This window comes from Corallococcus sp. AB018 (assembly GCF_003986945.1).
Taxonomy (GTDB): Bacteria; Myxococcota; Myxococcia; order Myxococcales; family Myxococcaceae; genus Corallococcus; species Corallococcus exiguus.
Window position 1 is genome coordinate 1 of record NZ_RAWR01000064.1, and the last position, 19,410, is coordinate 19,410.

The window sequence follows — 19,410 nt, forward strand, 5'->3', positions numbered from 1 at the left end:
CCCGAGGGCCGTTCCGACCCACCAGGACGTCCGCTCCTGGCCGGACAGCACCCGGAGCGAAATCTTCGCATGCCATGCGAGCGCGGTCGGGACTTTCGGTGGAAGGCGAGTATGCTGGGGCTTCCCCAAACCCGGCCTCGCCTCCCCGCCCGTGGCAGAACCCAGTCCCCAGCAATTCGGCAAGTACGTCCTGGTCTCCAAGCTTGCCGCGGGAGGCATGGCGGTCACCTACCGCGCGCGTATGACGGGCGCGATGGGCGTCACCAAGCCCTGCGTCATCAAGCAGATCCTCCCGCACTTCGTGGACGACCACGACTTCGTGGAGATGTTCATCAGCGAGGCGCGCCTCGTGGCGGGCCTGACGCACGGGAACATCGCGCAGGTCTTCGACTTCGGAGAGGTGGACGGGCAGTACTTCATCGCCATGGAGCTGGTGCACGGCCAGCCCCTGTCGAAGGTGCTGCGGCGCGCGTCGCGCGCGGGCGTCGGCTTCTTCCCGCAGCCGCTGGCGCTGCACATCGTCGGCAAGCTGTGCGAGGGCCTGGACTACGCGCACCGCCACGTGGGCGAGGACGGCCAGTTGCTGGGCCTGGTCCACCGCGACGTGTCCCCGGACAACGTCCTCATCTCCTATGAGGGCGAGGTCAAGGTCATCGACTTCGGCATCGCCAAGGCCACGAGCGCCGTGGAGGCCCGGACGTCGCCGGGCACGCTCAAGGGCAAGTACCCGTACTTCTCCCCGGAGCAGGCGCAGGGCCGTCAGGACCTGGACGCGCGCACGGACGTGTACGCGGCGGGCATCGTCCTCTACGAGATGCTCTGCGGCCGGCGCCCCTTCGAGGGCGAGTTCGTCACCGTGCTGCCCCGCATCATCCAGGGCGACTGCCTGCCCCCGTCCGCCGTCAACCCGGCCATTGGCGAGGACCTGGAGACCATCGTCGCGCACGCCATGGCGGTGGACCGCGAGGCCCGCTACCAGACGGCGAAGGACCTGAGCGAGTCCGCGGTGGAGCTGCTCTACCGGGACACGCCGCGCTTCACGCCCACGATGCTGAGCCAGCTCATGACGTACCTCTTCGCGGAGGAGCTGGCCGCCGAGGGACGCAAGGTGGAGCTGCCGCCCGGCTTCAAGGAGCAGCTGGCCGCGTGGCAGTCGCCGTCGTCGGAGCCGTCCCAGGGCCGCGCGCGGATGCCGTCCAGCAACGGCCGGTCGTCCAACCCCGGCAGCCCCGGCGTGTCCCGCCCGTCCAGCCCGGGCGTGGCGCGGCCCTCCAGCCCCGGCGTGCGCGCCTCCGGCAGCTCACCCGGCCTGCGCCCCTCCACGGATGGCGCCCCGCGCCGCTCGGCCACCCAGGCCACCGCCGTGCGCAGGAGCACCACCGGCGTGCGCCGCGTGACGACGCCAGGGGGCACCCGCGAGAACACCGGCACCGGCCGCCGCCCCCTGCCGCCCGAGCTTGCCGCCGAGCCGGACACCGACGGGGGCACGGAGCCCACGGCGATGCCCCGGGCGCTGCCCACGCTGGCCGCGCCGCATGACACGCCGGTGGAGACGGCCATCGCGCCGGAATCGCCGCGGCCGCCCGAGCCGCCCGAGCCCGAGGAGAAGGAGGCCCCGCGCGCCCGCACCACGGCGGACGACGCGCGCGAGAAGCTGGCCGCCGAGGCCGCCGAGCGCGAGGGCAAGCGCACGAAGCAGGTGCGCCAGCTGAGCAAGGTCGTGTTCGGCATCACCGGCGTGCTGCTCGTCATCGGCCTGTTGATCCACTTCCTGTCCCCGGCCGAGGAGGGCGACGTCTCCAACGAGCCCGTCGTCCTGTGGATCACCTCCAAGCCGGAGGGCGCCTCCGTCGTCGTCAATGGCCGGCCGGTGGGGAACACGCCCAGCCGCATCATCGGCGCGGATCAACGGACGCCCCACACCATCGTCGTCACCCGCCCGGGCTACCGCGCCTGGACGCGGCGCTTCACGCCCAACCAGGCGGAGGTCCACGTCAAGGCGGAGCTGGAGGTGGCGCCCGGTACCAGCCAGATGGCGTCGGAGATTCCCACCTCCAACAAGCTCGACGCGGGCGCTGAGGCCACGGACGCGGGCACGGGCGCCGTCGTCGCCGCGGTCAATGCTGGCGAGGACGCGGGCACCTCCCTGGATCTGGACGGAGGCCTGGCCACCACGGACGCGGGGACCGGGTCCACCGAGCCCGCCGCCGACCCGCTGGCGAACGACAAGGACCGCGACATGCGGCGCGCGGACTACCCCACGCGCCTGCTGGTGCTGCGCCCCATGTACAACGGGCTGCCGCTGCCGGAGTACCCCACGGCCACCATCGACGTGTCGCCCGGCGCCGCCTACTCCGTGTGGACCGAGGGCAGCGCGGCGTTCGCGGACGGCGACGGCACCGCGTCCGGCACGCTCGTCTACTACGCGGAAGGCGACCTGCCGGCGGACAACACCGTGGGCTTCATCAGCAGCGCGCCGCGCACCCTCAAGGGCGCGAAGAAGCTCCACTTCTTCGCCCTGGACGACACCGGCCTCGAGGACAACCGCGGCTCCATCCGCGTGCACCTGCGGCAGTCCGCGTACATCCCGCCCCGCTCCGTGCTGTTCGAGCCGGAGAAGAACGCCCTGGTTGTGAAGCCCCAGCACCAGATGCACCTGCGCGGCCTCAACCCCAAGTCCACCTACGCCTTCACCGTGCGCGACGACTTCGCGGAGGTGCGCTCCGGCACCCATGGCCGTGTGCACACGGTGCTGTGCGTGGAGAAGGGCCCCAAGGCCGGGTCCGTGCGCAGCTCGCACCGCCTCTTCGAGACGGGCAAGCGCTACCAGGTGTCCGGCGTGGAGGACCTGCGCTGCGTCTTCCCCGACCTGCAGTTGGGGGACAACCAGGGCGCGCTCGACTTCGACATCGTCGACGTGACGAACATGTCCCGCAAGGAACGCGCGGAGGCGCTGCGCGGCGCCAAGCGCTCCGAGCGATAGCGGACAGGCACCCGGGCACCCGCCCGGGAGCACGTCCAGCAGGCGGCCGTCGCATCCACTCCCCAGTGCCCCCCTGACGCGCGAGTCCCGCGCGAAAGGGCAGTGCCTACCCTGACGGACATCCACTTCTTCTCTTCTGGAGTCCGTTCATGATGCCTGTCCTGTCCTCCACCGGCCTGGTGCTGCACAACCTGGGGCTCGCCGTGGGGTTCGGCGGTTCGCTCTTCGGCAAGGTGGCGCTCAACCCCGCCGTGAAGGTGATTGGCTCCCACGCGGAGCGGGGACAGGTGGTGAACGCCGCGTGGAACGGCTTCAACATCGTCAACGCCGCGTCCGTGGGCCTGGCGGCCATCACCTGGCTGGTGGGCCGCTCGCGGCTGACGGGCCGGGAGATCGACCGCACCACGCGCGGGCTGGTCATCGCGAAGGACGTGCTGCTGGGCGCCACCGTGGCGCTGGGCGCGGCCAACGTCTTCGGCGGGGCTTACCTGGCGAAGCAGGCCCCCGAGGGCGCCGTCCCGGTGGAGACGGGCCTCACGCCCACCGCGAGCACGCCGGAGAAGGCCGCGAAGACGATGCGGGCGCTGGACGTGGGCGGCATCGCGAACCTCGCCGCCATGGCGGGCGTCATCGGCATCACCGCCATCCTCAACATGCGCGCGGGAGCGTCCTCGCGCTGGTCACTGGTTGCCAGGTTCCTTCCGTAAGGGCTCACGGGGGCCGCCGTGCGTCACTTCCGCGGCCCGGCTCGAAAAGGATGGGAAGGGCACGTGGGCGCGGAGCCGAAAACGGCACCGGGCCCACGGGTCTTTGTCCCCTGGGCCCGGCGTAGTGCTTCAGGCACTGCGTGTGGCGAACCTCAGATGTCCAGGTTCTGCACGTCCAGCGCGTTGCGCTCGATGAACTCGCGGCGCGGCTCCACCGCTTCACCCATGAGCAGCGAGAAGATCTCGTCGCTCTCCACCATGTCCTCCACGCGTACCTGGAGCAGCGTGCGGCGGGTGGGGTCCATGGTCGTCTCCCAGAGCTGCTCCGGGTTCATCTCGCCCAGACCCTTGTAGCGCTGCAGGCCCAGGCCCTTCTGCGCGTCCTTGCGGACCGCGGCCAGCACCTCCTGCACGGAGAACGCCGACACCTCGCCCGCGTCCACCTGGACGAGGTAGGGCGCCTTGCCCAGCGAGTGGAACACCTCGCGCAGGGCGACGAGCTCCAGGTACTCCGGCGAGGACAGGTAGGCGTGGTCGAACACGGACTCGCGCATGGAGCCGTTCACGTCCGTGGTCACCACCAGCTTGCGGGACTGGTTCTCCGCGTCTTGCGGCAGGTCGGTGGACAGCCGGCCCATCACCTCCGGCATGCGCCGCTGGCAGTAGTCGCGCATGGCGTCGAGCTCCACCTTCACCGCGGCCTCGTCCGCCAGCATCTCCGCGCGCAGCTGGGTGGCCTGCACCAGCGCGTCCACGATGCGCGCGTCGCGGCGCTTGGCCTGCTTCTCCAGCCGCTCCTCGTAGGTGATGACCTTCTCCAGCAGCGCCTTGAAGTCGCTGCCGCCCAGCTCACCGGCCGGCGTCTTCACCCGGCAGTGCTCCGCGGCGATCTTCAGGAGGTACTCGTTGAGGGCGCGCTCGTCCTTGACGTAGCTGTCCTTCTTGTTGCGCGTGACTTTGTAGAGCGGCGGCTGCGCGATGTAGACGTAGCCCCGGTCGATGAGCTCGCGCATCTGCCGGTAGAAGAACGTGAGCAGCAGCGTGCGGATGTGGCTGCCGTCCACGTCTGCGTCCGTCATCAGGATGATGCGGTGGTAGCGCGCCTTCTCCGGGTCGTAGTCCTCCGCCCCGATGCCCGTGCCCAGCGCGGTGATGAGCGTGACGATTTCGGCGCTGGTCAGCATCTTCTCGAAGCGCGCCTTCTCCACGTTCAAAATCTTGCCGCGCAGCGGGAGGATGGCCTGGTTGCGCCGGTCCCGGCCCTGCTTCGCGGAGCCACCTGCGGAGTCACCCTCCACGATGTACAGCTCGCTCTCGTGCGGGTCTCGGCTCTGACAGTCCGCGAGCTTTCCGGGAAGGCCTCCACCGTCCAGCACGCCCTTGCGGCGCACCGTCTCACGGGCCTTGCGCGCGGCGAGGCGGGCGCGGCACGCGTCGCCAATCTTCGCCACGACCTTCTTGGCCAGCGGCGGGTTCTCCTCCAGGAAGCTGGCGAGCTGATCATTCACCATCTGCTCGACCAGGCCCTTCACCTCGCTGTTGCCCAGCTTCGTCTTCGTCTGGCCCTCGAACTGGGGGTTGGAGAGCTTCACGGAGATGACCGCGGACAGGCCTTCACGCGCGTCCTCACCCGTGGGCGTCTCCTTCAGGTCCTTCCAGAGGCTGCCCTTCTCCGCGTAGCTGTTGAGCGTGCGCGTGAGCGCGGCCTTGAAGCCGGACAGGTGGCTGCCACCCTCGTGGGTGTTGATGTTGTTGGCGAAGGTGAAGATGCGCTCGTCGTAGCCATCGTTCCACTGCATGGCGATTTCGAGCGACACGCCCTCGCGCTCCGACTTGATGTAGACGGGCTTGTCGTGCAGCGCTTCCTTCGCCTTGTTGAGGTACTCCACGAAGGAGGAGATGCCGCCGTCGAACTTGAAGTCGTGCTCCTTCTGGGTGCGCTCGTCGCGGATGGTGATGTGCAGGCCCGCGTTGAGGAACGCGAGCTCGCGCAGGCGCTGGCTGAGCGTCTCGAAGTTGAAGTCCACCGTCTCCATGACCTGCGTGTCCGGCTTGAAGTGGATGGTCGTGCCGAGCTTGTCCGTGGTGCCCACTTCCTGGGGCGAACCGTTGGCCACGCCGCGCGCGTAGGACTGCTCGTAGACCTTGCCCGCGCGCTGGACGCGGACCTTGAACCACTCCGACAGGAAGTTCACGCAGGTGACGCCCACGCCGTGCAGGCCGCCGGACACCTTGTACGCGCCGTTGCCGAACTTGCTGCCGGCGTGCAGCTCCGTGAGGACGACTTCCAGCGTGTCCTTGCCCTTGAACTTGGGGTCGGGGTGCGGGCCCACGGGAATGCCGCGGCCGTTGTCCTGGACGCTGAGCGAACCATCCACGTGGATGACCACGTCGATGTCCGTGCAGTGGCCGGCCAGGGCCTCGTCCACGGAGTTGTCGACGACCTCGTAGACGAGCTTGTGGAGCCCGTAGGTCATCGTGTCGCCGATGTACATGCCGGGGCGCTTGCGGACGGCCTCCAGCCCTTCGAGCTTGGTGATGGCGTCCGTCCCATAATCGGCGGGCGGCGCGGCCGGCGCGACACCGGTAGCGGGGGTCTTTTCCATGTGAAGCGTGTCCTTGGGAAAGGCTGCCGTTGCGACAGGGCTCAAGCCCGTTGTGCCTACCACCACCGGGCATCCCGGACAAGCTCTGGGAGCCCACGCAAGGCTGCGGAAAGATTCATGAATCAGGCGTCAAAACGCGAGGGCGGGAGGCGGTCCTCCAGCGCCGAGATCAACTCTTCATAAACAGCCTTGCGGGCGAAAAGATGTCGCGTGACGAGCACCCTTCCCTCTTCCTTGAGGAACAGGCCCAGCACGCTCCCTTTGCGGCCGACCCGGCGCACGGAATCAATCTGTCCCCAGTGCAACTCCAACGACTGGCCGCTGAAGGGCCGGGCCACCCGCACGCCCGCGGCGTCCAGGGTGATGCCCCACTGCGCGCGAGGGCGCAGGCGGTGGACGGAGACGAGGAAGGTCAACATCAGGCCCGCGCTGATGCCGGCCCGCGCCATGGCGACCAGCCCCCCGCCGCCCCGGTAGTCCGCCAGGGCCCAGGCGGTGAGGACCGCCAGGAGGCACGCGCCCAGGGTGAGGCCGATTCGGGTGGGACGTGGATCGAACGAGAAGAAGCGCGGGGTCATGGTGGCGGGCCCAAAAGGGATGGAAACCTAACCCCCTGGCGCACGGTGTGCGCGTCCTTTCCTCCGGGGCTGTTCTTTGGCCGTCGTCCCCGCGCATAGGCTGGCCGGCACGCATGACGGATGCCGAACTCACCCTGCGCCTGCACACCAACCTCATCGCCTTCAAACGCCTCCAGGCCGAGCGCGGCCCGCTGCGCCACCTGCACCTCCCCGGCGTGGACGCGTTCGCGCTGCCTGGCTACCAGGACGCGCACTTCCAGCAGGTCCTCTTCACGGACGCGGACGCGCTGGCGGCCGCGCTGCCGGCCATCACGGACTTCTACCGGGGGCATGGGCTGCCCCGCTGGCGGGTCACCCTGACGCCGGGGCAGCGGGACGCGACGCGGGTGCTGGGCGCCGCGGGCTACCGGCCGGACTTCACCGTGGTGGCCATGGGCGCCTGGCTGAAGGAGCTGCCGGACGCGGCGCCCGGGGTGCCGGTGGAGCCCGTGGAGGACATGGACGACCTGGTGGAGATCAACGTCCAGACCTACGGCACGGAGTGGCGGGACATCCTCTCCGTGTGGCAGCGGCCGCCCCGCCTGCCGGTGCACACCGTGGTGGCGCGCGAGCACGGCCGGGCGCTGTCCTGCGGGCTGGCGGTGGACGTGGCGGACACGGCGGGCGTGTACCTGGTGGCCACCCACCCGGAGGCCCGGGGGTTGGGGCTCGCGTCGGCGGTGATGCGCGGAATCATCTCCGAGGCCCGCAAGCGCGGGTGCACCGCGACGGTGCTCCAGTCCACCCCGGCGGGCATCCGCGTGTACCGCCACCTGGGCTACCGCGACCTGGGCCCCTGGGAGCACTGGGTGCCCCAGGGGCGATGAAGGCGCGCTAGCGCAGCGTTTCCAGCTCCTCCAGCGTCTCCAGCACCCGCTGGGGTTCCTCCAGGCCGTGGAGCCGGTCCGCCAGGCCGCGCCCCGCGAGCCGGGCCACGTGCGCCAGCCGCATCAGCCTCGCGCGGCCCACGTGGCCGTCCACCAGCGCCACCACCAGCCGCAGGGGCTGGCCGTCCGGCGCGTCCACCTTCAGGGGCCGGGCCAGCGTCACCAGCGCCGCCACCGGGGCCGCGCCGGGCACGAACGCGTGCGGCACCGCCACGCCGCTGCCCACCTGGGACGGGGCCGTGCCCTCGCGCTGGCGCAGGCCCTCCGCGAGCGCCGCCCCGTCCACGCCGGGCAGGGCCGCCGCCAGCCGTCCGGCCGCCACGTCCAGCGCGTCCTCGTAGTCCCCGCAGGAGAGCTGCAACACCACCCGCTCCGCGCTCAGGAGCGGCCCCAGCGGGGGCACGGGTTCGTTGCCGCGCACCTCACGCAGGGGGAACTCCGCGTCCAGGAAGGCCCGCACGCGCGCCAGCTGCGCGCCGGTGAGCTTGCGCCGCGCGATGTCCAACATCAGCGTCCCCGCGGCGGGCACGTCCTCCAGGTAGCCCGCGACGTACGGGCTCACCCGGTTGGCCACGTCCATCAGCAGCCCCGGGGGCACGTCCAGCTCCCGGGCGATGGCCGTCAGCCGCTCCTGCGTGGGCGGCGCGTCCACGCCGTTCTCCACGCGGCTCAGGTACGCGCTGGACACGCCGATGCGGCGCGCCAGGTCGCGCAGGGACAACCCCGCGTCCACCCGAAGGAGACGCAGCGTGGCACCCAGGTGCATGGCGGTCAGCTCCGCGCGCTCAGCGGCTGCGCCGCCTCTGGGGTCGCGCCCTGCGTCCGGGCCTGCTCCGGAGTCTGGGCCAGCACCGGCGCCCCCTCCGGGTGACGCACGAGCAGCAGCGAGGCGGGCGCGTCGCGCACGATTCGCTCGCGCTGAACGCCGAACAACCGGTCTTCCAGGCCCCATTCGGTCCCCAGGCCCACCACCACGAGGTCGTAACCCGCCTTCGCTTCTTCCAGCGCGGCCTCTTCCGGCGACGCGTGGCGCACCACCTTCAGCTTCACGGAGGCGCCCTCGTCCGCGGGGAACAGCTCCTCCACCTGCGCGCGGCCCGCGCCCGCGCCCTCGGGAGAGGTCACGTGCAGCACCGTCACCTCCGCGCCGGCCTGCTTCACCAGCCGCCGCGCCAGGCCCAGCGCCGCCCGGTCATGCCGGCTGCCCACGAAGGGCACCAGCACCCGGCGCACCTGCGACAGGCCGCGGTCCACCAGCACCGCCACCGTGCCGCCCGCCTCCTGCATCACCTCGTGCACCGTGCCGCCCAGCACCGTCTGGCTGAAGAGCGGCTTGTGCCAGCCCAGCAGCACCAGGTCCGCGCGCTTCGCCTGCGCCGTGCGGCAGATGTCCCGCGCGGGCTCCGACGACACGAACGACAGCGTGCGCACGGACAGCCCCAGCTTCTCCGCGCGGCCCACCAGGGGCGCCAGCGCTCCGCCAGACGCGGCGGTGGGATCCAGCGCCTCCTCCCCTCGGGCCTTGAGCGAGCGCTCCGGGGACAGGAGGTGCAGCGCGTAGAGGTTCGCCTCGTTGCGCTCGCCCGACAGCGCGCGGGACAGCACCGCCATGCCCGGACCGGCCTGCCCGTGCGACACGCACAGCAGCACCGTGTACGCGGATGGGGGCAGCGCTGGCTCCGGCGCGCCCAGCAGCTGGTCGCGCGCCTGCTCCTCCGGCGAATACAGCAGGCGCAGGAACGGCGTGGTCATGAAGGTCGTGACCAGCGCCATGATGACCATCATCGTGAAGAGCGTGGGCGAGATGACGCCCAGGTCCAGGCCCAGGTTGAGCACGATGAGCTCCATCAGGCCGCGCGTGTTCATCAGGATGCCGATGGCGCCCGCCTCCCGCCACCGCAGGCCCGTGAGGCGCGCCGCCACCGCGCTGCCGCCGAACTTGCCCAGGCACGCCAGGACGATGATGACGCCGCACGTGAGCCACGCCTCCGGGGTGTCCAACAGGCCCAGCTGCGTGCGCAGGCCGCTGAAGGCGAAGAACACGGGCAACAGCAACACGACGGCCACGTCCTCCAGCTTCTCCGCCAGCGCCACCGCCAGCCCGCCCTCCTTGGGAATCACCGCGCCGAACATGAAGGCGCCGAAGAGCGAGTGGATGCCGATGTATTCGGTGGTCCACGCGGAGCCGAGCAGCAGCACCAGGGTGATGGCCACCACGTTCTGGGTGAGCCCCTCGCGGTTGGCCACGCGCGCGCCCAGCCGGGCGAGGAACGGCTTCACCAGCAACAGCATGAAGGCGATGTAGAGCAGCGCGAACAGCGTGGTGAGCCCCGCGTGCGCCAGGTCCGACGCGCGCACCAGCGACACCACGAACGCCAGGATGCACCACGCCGTCACGTCGTCCACCGCCGCGCACGCGATGGCGATGGCGCCCAGCTTCGACTGCATCAGCCCGCGCTCCGTGAGGATGCGCGCCAGCACCGGGAAGGCCGTGATGCTCATGGACACGCCCATGAACAGCACGAACGAGGAGAACGGCACGTCCGGGCTGGACAGCGACTTGTACAGCCACAGCGCGCCCGCACCCGCACCCAGGGCGAACGGGACGACGATGCTGGAGTGGCTGATGGCCACCGACGCGTGCCCCCGCCCCTTCAACAGCTTGGGGTCCAGCTCCAGGCCGATGAGGAACATGAAGAGCACCAGGCCGACCTCGGCCAGCATCTTCAGGAACGGCATGGACTCCGGCGGGAACAGCCAGTGCATGGCGCCCGGAGCCAGCCAGCCCAGGAGTGACGGGCCCAGCGCGATGCCCGCCACCACCTCCGCGATGACCAGGGGCTGCCCCAGCCAACGAGCGCCCCGGCCAATGAGCCGGGACACCGCGATGATGACGATGAGCTGGACCAGGAGCTGGGCGAGCATGTGGGGATTCATCGGACAGGCCTCGCTGGGAAAGTGTTAAGGATGCACTTACCAAGGCGTCTCGCGCAGCGTCAACACGCGCGAGCAGGGCCGCCCGCGCGAGAAGACACACCCGGAGTGTCAGGAGGCTTCGGAGGCCTTGTTGGCCGCCACTGCCCTGAGGAGCGTCTCCACGTCCACCGGCTTGCGCAGGTAGCCGCAGGCGCCCATCTCCTCCGCGACCTGGCGCGCGTTGGCGGAGGCGGAGAAGACGAGCACGGGGATGCCGCTCCACGCCTCCACCTGGCGCATCTGCCGGCCGAAGGTCGCGCCGTCCATCACCGGCATCATCATGTCCAGCAGGACCAGCGACGGCGTCACCGGCTCCCGGCGGAGCACCTCCAGCGCCTGCAGCCCATTGCCCGCTCCGAAGACGGTGTAACCCGCGTCGCGAAGCACTTCCTCCAGCGCCTCCCGCAGGTCCGTGTCGTCATCCACCACCAACACCGGCCGACTCACTCGCGCGACTCCTTCTCCAGCGGCAGCTCCAACGTGAAGCGCGCGCCCTCTCCCGCGGCGGGCTCCGCCCAGGCCCGACCGCCGTGCGCCTCCGCGGCGCGGCGGGCGAGGTAGAGCCCCAGGCCCAGGCCTCCATACGAATGCGAGCTGACCGCGCGGCCGAAGCGCTCGAAGATGCGCTCCACCTGGTCCACGGGCACGCCGATGCCCCGGTCGCGCACCTGGATGCGCGCGAAGCTCTCTTCCCGCCCCACGTCCACCTCCACCGGCCGTCCCGGACCGAACTTGAGCGCGTTGGATATCAACGCCGCCACGGCCTGGTCCACGCGGAGCCGGTCCCACGTCCCCCAGAGTCCGCGGCGAGGCGACTGGCGCAGCTCGCACCCGGCCGCGCGGGCCTCCGCCTGGTAGCGGTCCAGCACTTCGGAGACCAGCTCCTCCAGGTCGAAGCGCTCGGGCATGAGCGACAGCTCGCCGCTGGACAGCTGCGACACGTCCAGGAGGCCCTCCACCAGCGTGCCCAGCCGGCGCACCTGGCGCACGCTGCGCTCCAGGCGCGTCACCACGTCCGGCTCCAGCTTGTGCGCCTCCGTGCGCTGCAAGAGCGTGCCCAGCTGCAGCCGCAGCGTGGTGAGCGGCGTGCGCAGCTCGTGCGCGGCCACGGTGAGGAACTCGTCGCGCAGGCGCACCGCCTCACGGGCCTCCTGGAAGAGCCGCGCGTTCTCCAGCACCAGCCCCGTCCTGCGCGCCAGCTCCTGCGCCAGCGACAGGTCCACCGGCGCGAGCGTGCGCTCGCCCAGCGTGCCCATGGACAGCACGCCCAGCCGACCATCGTTGCCGGGCAGGGCCACGTTCACCACCGAGCGCAGCCCCAGCCCGTCGATGGCGCGCTGGTGCGCCACGTCCTTGGTGATGGGCTCCGGGCGCTTGCGCACGTCCGGCATGAACTCCGGCTGACCGGTGCGCAGCACGTACGCGGGGCCCGCGGCGGCCTGGGGGTCCAGCGGGAAGCGCTGGTCCAGCTTCCAGGCATGGGCGCGCCGCTCCGCGTCCGGGTGCGCCAGCGCCACCAGCCGCAGGCCGCCCTGGTCCGGGTCCTGGAGGAAGAAGGCGCACCAGTCCGCCACCCGGGGCACCATCAGCTGCACCAGCTGATCCAACCGCGCCGCCTGCTCCAGGGACGCGGTGAGCAGCTCGCTGGCCTTGGCCAGGATGTCGCGGTCCACCTCCTCCCGCGCGCGCTCGCGCCGCACGCGCGTCTCCTCCAGCTCGCGAGCCACCGCCGGGCCCAGCCGGGCCATCCGGTCCTTGGAGAAGCAGTCGCGCGCGCCCGCCTTCATCAGCGTGACGGCCTGGTCCTCGCTCAGCTGGCTCGACAGGACGATGAGGGGCACGTCCCGCCCCTGCGAGTGCAGGAGCGACAGCACGTCCAGCGCGTTGAAGCGCGGCAGCCGGTAGTCACACAGCACCAGGTCCCACGGTCCGGTGGCCAGCGCTTCGCGCAGCGCCTCCAGCGTCTCCACGCGCCGGGCCATGGGCAGGTAGCCCGCCTGCTCCAGCTCCGCCGTCACCAGCGCCGCGTCGTTGACGCTGTCCTCCACGAGCAACAGCCGGAAGGGCGTCATGCCCGGGCCCCACCCATCAGCCCAGGGGACTGACATCGCCCCTTCGGCCGGGAGCCTCGTGCTGCATCCATTCGCGTTGCTCCTCCCGTGGGGTGTGGGCCGCTTTCACCACATGCTAGTGGCCCTCCCTGTCACGCCAGCGGGAGAAATGGCGGACGTTCAGCACCGAGCGCTGGCTGGTGAACGTCCCGCGCCAGCGCCCCACCCCACGAGGGTGAAACAGCCCCGGATTACCAGGAAACGTCGTACTCGGTATCGAGCAGGGACAGCTGCCGCCCATGCACCTGGACGTCCTGGGCCCCCACGGCCTCCAGGGCGGCCTGGAGCACGCCCTCGTGGTACGGCGCGGGCATGAAGTCCCGGCGCATCACGAAGCGGGCGCTGTTGTCCCCGGTCCAGAGCACGCTGCGCTCGCCGTAGCTCACCGCGACGCGGTAGTTCTCGATCATGTGCTGGAGCATCCGCCGGGGGTTGCGGCCGGCCGCCTGCATCAGGTCCCGGCCGAACATGGAGGCCAGGAAGTCCACCGTGGCCTGCGTCCCGATGTACCGCAGCGCCTGCTCCCAGTCGCCCAGCTGGGGGCGCAGGAGCCGCGTCGCCTCGGCGGACATCTCCAGGAAGAGCGTCACCGGGTACAGCTCCGCGGCGTTCAGCTCCTTCAACCCGGACGCCGCCAGGCACCGTGCTCCGGCTTCCTCGCCCTGGAGGAAGTTCACCACCCCCACCACGCCCTGGAAGAACATCCCGCGCGCCCCGTCTTCCGGGGTCGCGGCCAGGCACCGCTCCGTCAGGTGCCACGCCGCGCACTCCGCCGCCCAGCCCGCCGCCTTCGTCGAACCTTCCACCGGTCCGCGATCCATACCGACCTCCACTTCCACTTCAGGCGCTGGAATTGGCCCCCCGTTTCGTGGGTCCATCCGCCAGCGCAGCCCTTCCCCCTCACAGGTGCCGGGGCCCACGCCCCGCTCACACCGTGCAGCCCAATCACATAATTCCATCAGAACGGCAAGAAATCCCAGTAAGACAGGAAGTACCTGCCATTATCTCCCGGATTACTCAATTCTAATGGGAGTGCGAACGGGCTTTCTTATACCCTGAGAAAGAGCTGAGGGCCAGACCCCACACTCCGGGTCTTACCCGGAGAGCGCGGATTGTGCGGCCGCGACGGCGGTTCCGGGGGCGAACGCGCGGTGACCGGCGGCGTGGAGGGCGCGCTCGATGGCGCCCACGGTGACGAGCACGTCCCCGGCGCTGACGCGGTTCATGTGGCCCACGCGGAAGTAGCGCGTCTTGATTTCCGGGTGGAGGCCGCCGGCGATGGCCACGCCCTGCGCCTTCACGCGGCCCACGAGCGTCGCGTCCACGCCGTCCGGGTAGTAAACGGCGCTCAAGGTGTTGGCGGCCACGGCCTCCGAGGTGGGCACGAGCCGCAGGCCCAGCGCGCTCCAGGCGGCGCGGAAGGCGCGGGCCATGCGGCGGTGGCGCTCGAAGCGGGCCTCCATGCCCTCCGCCAGGATCTGTCCCAGGCTGACGTCCAGCGCGCACACCAGGGACGTGGGCGGGGTGGCGAAGTAGGCGGGCTTGCCGGCTTCGTAGGCCTCCATCACCGGCAGCCACTCCGCCCAGTCCGCGTACACGCTGGCGACGGGCGCCTTGCGCGCCTTCCACGCGGCGAGCGCGCGAGGGCTCACGGTGAGGAGCGCCAGGCCCGGCGGCACGCCCACCGCCTTCTGGCTGGCGGTGAGGTACACGTCCGCGCCCCACGCGTCCTGCTGGAAGGACTCGCCGGCGGTGGCGCACACGCCGTCCACCACGGCCAGGACGCCGTACTGGCGCGCGGCCTTCACCAGCGGCTCCACGGGGGCGAGCACCGCGGTGGAGGTGTCCACGTGGGTGACGGTCATCAGCTTGAAGCCGCCGCTCCGCAGCTCCGCCTCCACCTGGGCCACCTCCGGGGCGCTGCCCACGCTGGCCGCGCGCACGTGCGTCACCTTCGCGCCGTGACGCTCCAGGATGTGGGCCATGCGGTCGCTGAAGTAGCCGGTGTTCACCACCAGCGCGCGGTCGCCGGGCTCGATGAGGTTGGCCACGGCGAGCTCCATGGCCAGGGTGCCGCTGCCGGAGACGACGAAGGGCTGCGCGCCGGGGGCGAGCGACACCTCGCGCAGGCGCTTCAGGGCCCGGCCGAAGGTGGCGATGAAGCCCGCGTCCAGGTGCCCGGGCACCGGCCCGGACATCGCCTGCAACACGTCCGAGTCCACGTCCACCGGCCCGGGAATCATCAACAGGTCTCTCACGGCGCCACTCCTCCTGAAGGCCCCCTCCGGACAGCCGGAGGGCGGTCCCCCACTGTGGCCAGCGCGGGCCCGGCTTGTCCACGCTGGAAACACAGACGCCGGAGCCCCCGCGGTGGGGACTCCGGCGTCATGGACTTCAGGAAGCGAAGGGATGGACTAGCGGTACGTCGCGGTCAGGCTGTCCGCGCGGGTCACCTGGCCAGCGGTGAACTGGTTCATGCAGTTGTCGTCCGTGTAGTCCATGAAGTTGTAGATGGGGTCCACGCCGCCGCCCGCGCAGGTGTCGCGGTTGACGGGGCAGCCAAACGCGGCCGAGGCCTCCGGAGGCGTGTCGCTGACGGAGTCACCCGGGTTGGCGCAGCCGCCCTGGAACGTGTGGTACAGGCCCAGCCAGTGGCCGACCTCGTGCGTGGCCGTGTCGCCCTCGTTGTACGGGGCCGCCGTGCCGCCAGGGACGCTGCTGTAGAGCATGACCACGCCGTCCATCTTCGGCTGGCTGCTGTAGCTGGAGGGGAAGGTCGCCCAGCCCAGCAGGCCGCCCTTGAGGTTGGCGGTGTAGATGTTCAGCGACTCCGGGCCGCCCTTGCGCAGGGCCTGCTTCATCTTCTTCTCCGCGGCGGAGCCCGAACCCAGCGCGAACCACTGGGTGTTCGTGGTGCGGTCCGTGCCGGCCAGCGTGAACGTGAACGGGGTGTTGGCGTACGCCGCGTTCAACACGTTCATCTGCGAGGTGATCTGCGAGTCCGGAACGTCGCCGTTGGCGAGGCCCGTGCCCTTGTTGATGACGTGGAAGTACACGGGCACGTTCACCGAGCCCACCGCGCGCTTCGCGTGCACGCCGCGGTTCGCCAGCGCCGCTTCAATCTCCAGCTTCTCGTCGGCGGACGGCTCGATGGTCGCGCAGCCACGGTGCGGGACGGCCTGCTGGGTGGCGGACTCCTCCGCCGGGGCCTGCTCCTCGGGGGCCGGGGCGTTGCTGCTGCAACCCGCCAGGGACATCAGGGTGCCAAGGACCACCGCGACACGACCACCGCGCTGCGCGACGTAACGAAGCATGTGTCTCCAACTCCTCGCGAATGAGTGAAACACCGGCGCGCGGATGAAACAGACATCGCGTCCGGGCCGGGACGCGGCGAGTCTGTGTTTCATCCTGAAATGGAAAACGCCGGAGCCCCCTGAACGGAGACCCCGGCGTCGTCACATCGGCCACAGCCGCGCTGTTTATTTCTAGCGGTACGTCGCGGTCAGGCTGTCCGCGCGGGCGCTCTGGCCGGCGGTGAACTGGTTCATGCAGCTGTCGTCGGTGTAGTCCATGAAGTTGTAGATGGGGTCCGCGCCGCCACCGGAGCAGGTGTCACGGCCGGCGGGGCAGCCGTACGCGGGCGAGGCCTCCGGAGGCGTGTCGCTGACGGAGTCACCCGAGGCGGAGCAGCCGCCCTGGAACGTGTGGTACAGGCCCACCCAGTGGCCGACTTCGTGCGTGCCCGTGTCGCCCAGGTTGTAGGGGGACGCCGTGCCGCCGGGGACGCTGCTGTAGAGCATGACCACGCCGTCCATCTTCGGCTGGGACGTGTAGCTGGAGGGGAAGGTCGCCCAGCCCAGCAGGCCGCCGCTGAGGTTCGCCGTGTAGATGTTCAGCGACTCCTTGCCACCCTTGCGCAGGGTGTTCTTCATGTTCTTCTCGTTGGTGCTGCCCTGCGCCAGGGCGAACCAGGACGTGTTGGTCGTGCGGTCCGTGCCGGCCAGCGTGAACTTGAACGGGGTGTTGGCGTACGCCGCGTTCAGCACGTTCATCTGCGCGGTGATCTGCGAGTCCGGAACGTCGCCGTTGGCGACGCCCGTGCCCTTGCGGATGACGTGGAAGTAGACGGGCACGTTCACCGAGCCCACCGCGCGCTTGGCCGACACGCGGCCCGCGATCGCAGCCTCGATCTCCAGCTTCTCGTCAGCCGACGGCTCAACGGTCGCACAACCACGGTGCGGGATGGCCTGCGCGTTGGTGGTCTCCTCCGCGGGAGCGGGAGTCTGCTCCTCGGTGGTCGGGGCGTTGTTGTTACAGCCCACCAGGGACATCAGGGTGCCAACGACCACCGCGATACGGCCACTGCGCTGCGCGACGTGACGAAGCATGGTTTCCCAACTCCTCGAAAAGTAGGGGGGAGCAGGAATACGATTTTAGTGACTCCAGAGTCAATCCACGGACAGTCCTGGAAACATCGTAAAACAGTATGTGCTCAAACAGTTACTCAGGGCGTCGGAGCGGGAGCGTCACCCGCGTCCGGGGCGGGCGTGAGCGGGGTGGGCGCCGTCTGGGGGGCGCCCACCTGGTCCAGGGACTCGCGGTTGCTCACGGAGAAGCGCACCAGGGCGCGGAGGATGCGGTTGCGCTTCACGTTGCCCAGCACCTCGCGCAGGTCGTCGTAGACGGTGGGGTCGTTGACGAGCGCGCCCAGGGTGCCGTCGCCCTTGGCCACGGTGGCGGTGATGGTCTTGATGTCCGCGGCGGCGCTGCCCAGGTCCGCGAACATGCCCTTGGCGTCGCCGTAGACGAGTTGGTGCACGGCGCCGTTGGGGCTCTTCTTCGCGTCCTCCAGCAGGCCCGCGAGCTGGCCGGCGGCCGCGCCCAGCTCACGCATGGCCACCGCGCCGTCCTGCCCGTAGATGAGCGCGTGCGCGGTGCCGTCGCCGCGGCGGACCTCGGCCAGGATGGCCTCCACGTGGCCCAGGGCGCCGTCCATGCGCTTCGCGGCGCCGGACGCGTTGGCGAGCAGCGTGTTCACCTCCTGGCCCGTGCGCGGGTCATAGATGAGCGCGTGCAGGGCGCCGTTGCCCTTCTCCACCTCCTCTATGATTTTGCGCAGCGAGGCGATGCTCCGGGCCAGGTCCCGCGACAGGTCCGGGTTCGAGTAGGCCTTCACGGCGTCCTTGAGGGACTCGCTGATTTCGACGGAGTTCTCCATCACGCGGCTGGCGCTGGACATGAGACTGGACAGGTCCCCGCCGCTGCTGGACTGGATGACGCCGCCGGGCTCCACGGCGGGCTTGTCCGCGCTGCCCAGGGAGATGTCCACCGCCTTGTCGCCCAGGACGCCCATGCTGGTGAGGCGGGCCACGGAGTCCGCGCGGATGCGGCTGGCGTAGGCGCTGGCCACCTGGAGCTCCACCTGCAGGCGGCTGTCCTTCAGGTCCTGGGAGAAGGACACGCTGTTCACGCGGCCCACCTTCAGGCCGCCAATCCACACAGGGGACTGGTCGCTCAGGCCGTCCACGCTCGGGAAGTAGGTGTGGAAGATGACCTGGCGCTGGAAGAGGTTGGACTCGCGGCCGATGAAGAAGACGACGACGCCTGCCACGGCGAGGCCAACGGCGACGAAGAGGCCTGCTCGCACGGCCAGGCGTTTCTCCTTCGAGGTCGACGTGAAGAGACTCATGGTGTTCCCCGGGGGTTCAACTCCAGGCGGCGCGCGTCGATGAAGGCGCGCACCTCCGGCACCTGGGAGCGGCGCATCTCCTCCGGGGTGCCTACCTGGACGATCTTCCGGTTGGCCAGCATGGCCATCCGGTCCGCCAGCACGAAGGCACTCACCATGTCGTGCGTGACGACAATGGAAGTGGCGCCCAGGCGCTGCTTCATCGACTCAATCAACTCGTTGATGGTCTGCGTGGTGACGGGGTCCAGGCCCGTCGTGGGCTCGTCCCAGAGGATGACCTCCGGCTCCGTGGCGATGGCGCGCGCCAGGCCCACGCGCTTGCGCATGCCGCCGGACAAGTCCGACGGCATCAGCTTCTCCGTGTTGGGCAGGTCCACCAGCTCCAGCTTCTCCGCCACGCGCTTCTGGATCTCCGCGCGGGACATGGTGGGGAAGTGTTCGCGCAGCGGGTACGCCACGTTGTCCGCCACGCTGAGCGAGTCGAACAGCGCCGCGCCCTGGAACACCATGGCCACGTGCTTGCGGACCTCCAGGAACTGCGCCTCGGAGAACTTCGCCAGGTCGTAGCCTTCGAACAGGATGCTGCCGCCGTCCGGGTGCAGCAGGCCGATGAGGCACTTGAGCAGCACGCTCTTGCCCACGCCGGAGCCGCCCAGCACCACCAGCGTCTCCCCGGCGCGCACGTCCAGGTCCACGCCGTCGTAGATGCGCTTGGGTCCGAACTGCTTCATGAGCCCGTCGAAGCGGATGAGCTCCTCGCCCGGCGTGGGCTTGCGGAAGCTGAACGGGACAGCGGGGTCTTGGTGGTGGTGGCGGGCCTTGCGCATGGTGCGG

The 19,410-nt window shown here is 70.3% G+C and carries 15 protein-coding genes; 3 read left to right on the forward strand and 12 right to left on the reverse strand.

All coding sequences use genetic code 11. From position 1 onward, the window contains the following. Positions 1–151 precede the first annotated feature (151 nt). Both D7Y11_RS15635 and D7Y11_RS15640 read left to right on the forward strand, forming a co-directional pair. Entirely contained in the window at positions 152–2,983 is a 2,832-nt protein-coding gene (locus D7Y11_RS15635; protein WP_126934100.1) for a serine/threonine-protein kinase, read from the forward strand. A gap of 149 nt (positions 2,984–3,132) precedes the next feature. Continuing rightward, complete coding sequence (locus D7Y11_RS15640) at positions 3,133–3,690, forward strand: hypothetical protein (RefSeq protein ID WP_120579791.1); 558 nt, start codon at positions 3,133–3,135, stop codon at positions 3,688–3,690. Between the two features lie 152 nt (positions 3,691–3,842). Here D7Y11_RS15640 and gyrB read toward each other — a convergent pair whose 3' ends face one another. Together gyrB and D7Y11_RS15650 are read right to left on the reverse strand one after the other, a co-directional pair. Further along, positions 3,843–6,296: a DNA topoisomerase (ATP-hydrolyzing) subunit B gene (gene gyrB / locus D7Y11_RS15645; protein WP_120579790.1), complete on the reverse strand. Its 2,454-nt coding sequence runs from the start codon at positions 6,294–6,296 to the stop codon at positions 3,843–3,845. A gap of 122 nt (positions 6,297–6,418) precedes the next feature. After that, the gene (locus tag D7Y11_RS15650; protein WP_120579789.1) at positions 6,419–6,874 is read right to left on the reverse strand and encodes a hypothetical protein; all 456 of its coding nucleotides are present in this window, start codon (positions 6,872–6,874) and stop codon (positions 6,419–6,421) included. 113 nt (positions 6,875–6,987) lie between these two features. Between D7Y11_RS15650 and D7Y11_RS15655 the strand changes: the two genes are divergently transcribed. Then, complete coding sequence (locus D7Y11_RS15655) at positions 6,988–7,740, forward strand: GNAT family N-acetyltransferase (RefSeq protein ID WP_120579788.1); 753 nt, start codon at positions 6,988–6,990, stop codon at positions 7,738–7,740. Between the two features lie 7 nt (positions 7,741–7,747). Here D7Y11_RS15655 and D7Y11_RS15660 read toward each other — a convergent pair whose 3' ends face one another. From D7Y11_RS15660 to D7Y11_RS15705, 10 genes are all read right to left on the reverse strand, one after another. After that, a complete protein-coding gene (locus tag D7Y11_RS15660; protein ID WP_120579787.1) occupies positions 7,748–8,566 on the reverse strand; it encodes a helix-turn-helix domain-containing protein in 819 nt (272 codons plus the stop codon). Between the two features lie 5 nt (positions 8,567–8,571). Beyond that, positions 8,572–10,737, reverse strand: coding sequence for a cation:proton antiporter (locus tag D7Y11_RS15665; RefSeq protein WP_126934101.1), 2,166 nt, complete (start codon positions 10,735–10,737; stop codon positions 8,572–8,574). A 108-nt stretch (positions 10,738–10,845) separates the two neighbouring features. After that, complete coding sequence (locus D7Y11_RS15670; protein WP_126934102.1) at positions 10,846–11,223, reverse strand: response regulator; 378 nt, start codon at positions 11,221–11,223, stop codon at positions 10,846–10,848. Next, the gene (locus D7Y11_RS15675; protein ID WP_233607298.1) at positions 11,220–12,848 is read right to left on the reverse strand and encodes an ATP-binding protein; all 1,629 of its coding nucleotides are present in this window, start codon (positions 12,846–12,848) and stop codon (positions 11,220–11,222) included. The genes D7Y11_RS15670 and D7Y11_RS15675 overlap by 4 nt, the downstream gene beginning before the upstream one ends. Before the next feature lie 230 nt (positions 12,849–13,078). Continuing rightward, positions 13,079–13,708: a TIGR02265 family protein gene (locus tag D7Y11_RS15680; RefSeq protein WP_120579783.1), complete on the reverse strand. Its 630-nt coding sequence runs from the start codon at positions 13,706–13,708 to the stop codon at positions 13,079–13,081. A gap of 273 nt (positions 13,709–13,981) precedes the next feature. Further along, positions 13,982–15,145, reverse strand: a complete 1,164-nt coding sequence (locus D7Y11_RS15685) for an alanine--glyoxylate aminotransferase family protein (RefSeq protein WP_126934103.1) — start codon at positions 15,143–15,145, stop codon at positions 13,982–13,984. Between the two features lie 156 nt (positions 15,146–15,301). Further along, on the reverse strand, positions 15,302–16,201 hold the full coding sequence (locus tag D7Y11_RS15690; RefSeq protein WP_120579781.1) for a zinc metalloprotease: 900 nt from the start codon (positions 16,199–16,201) through the stop codon (positions 15,302–15,304). Positions 16,202–16,372: 171 nt separating this feature from the next. Next, positions 16,373–17,275 (reverse strand): zinc metalloprotease, encoded by a 903-nt coding sequence (locus tag D7Y11_RS15695; protein WP_120579780.1) that lies wholly within the window; start codon positions 17,273–17,275, stop codon positions 16,373–16,375. 116 nt (positions 17,276–17,391) lie between these two features. After that, a complete protein-coding gene (locus D7Y11_RS15700) occupies positions 17,392–18,576 on the reverse strand; it encodes an MlaD family protein (RefSeq protein WP_126934104.1) in 1,185 nt (394 codons plus the stop codon). Next, on the reverse strand, positions 18,573–19,403 hold the full coding sequence (locus D7Y11_RS15705; protein ID WP_120577957.1) for an ABC transporter ATP-binding protein: 831 nt from the start codon (positions 19,401–19,403) through the stop codon (positions 18,573–18,575). Before D7Y11_RS15705 ends, D7Y11_RS15700 begins: the two co-directional genes overlap by 4 nt. Positions 19,404–19,410: the final 7 nt, after the last annotated feature.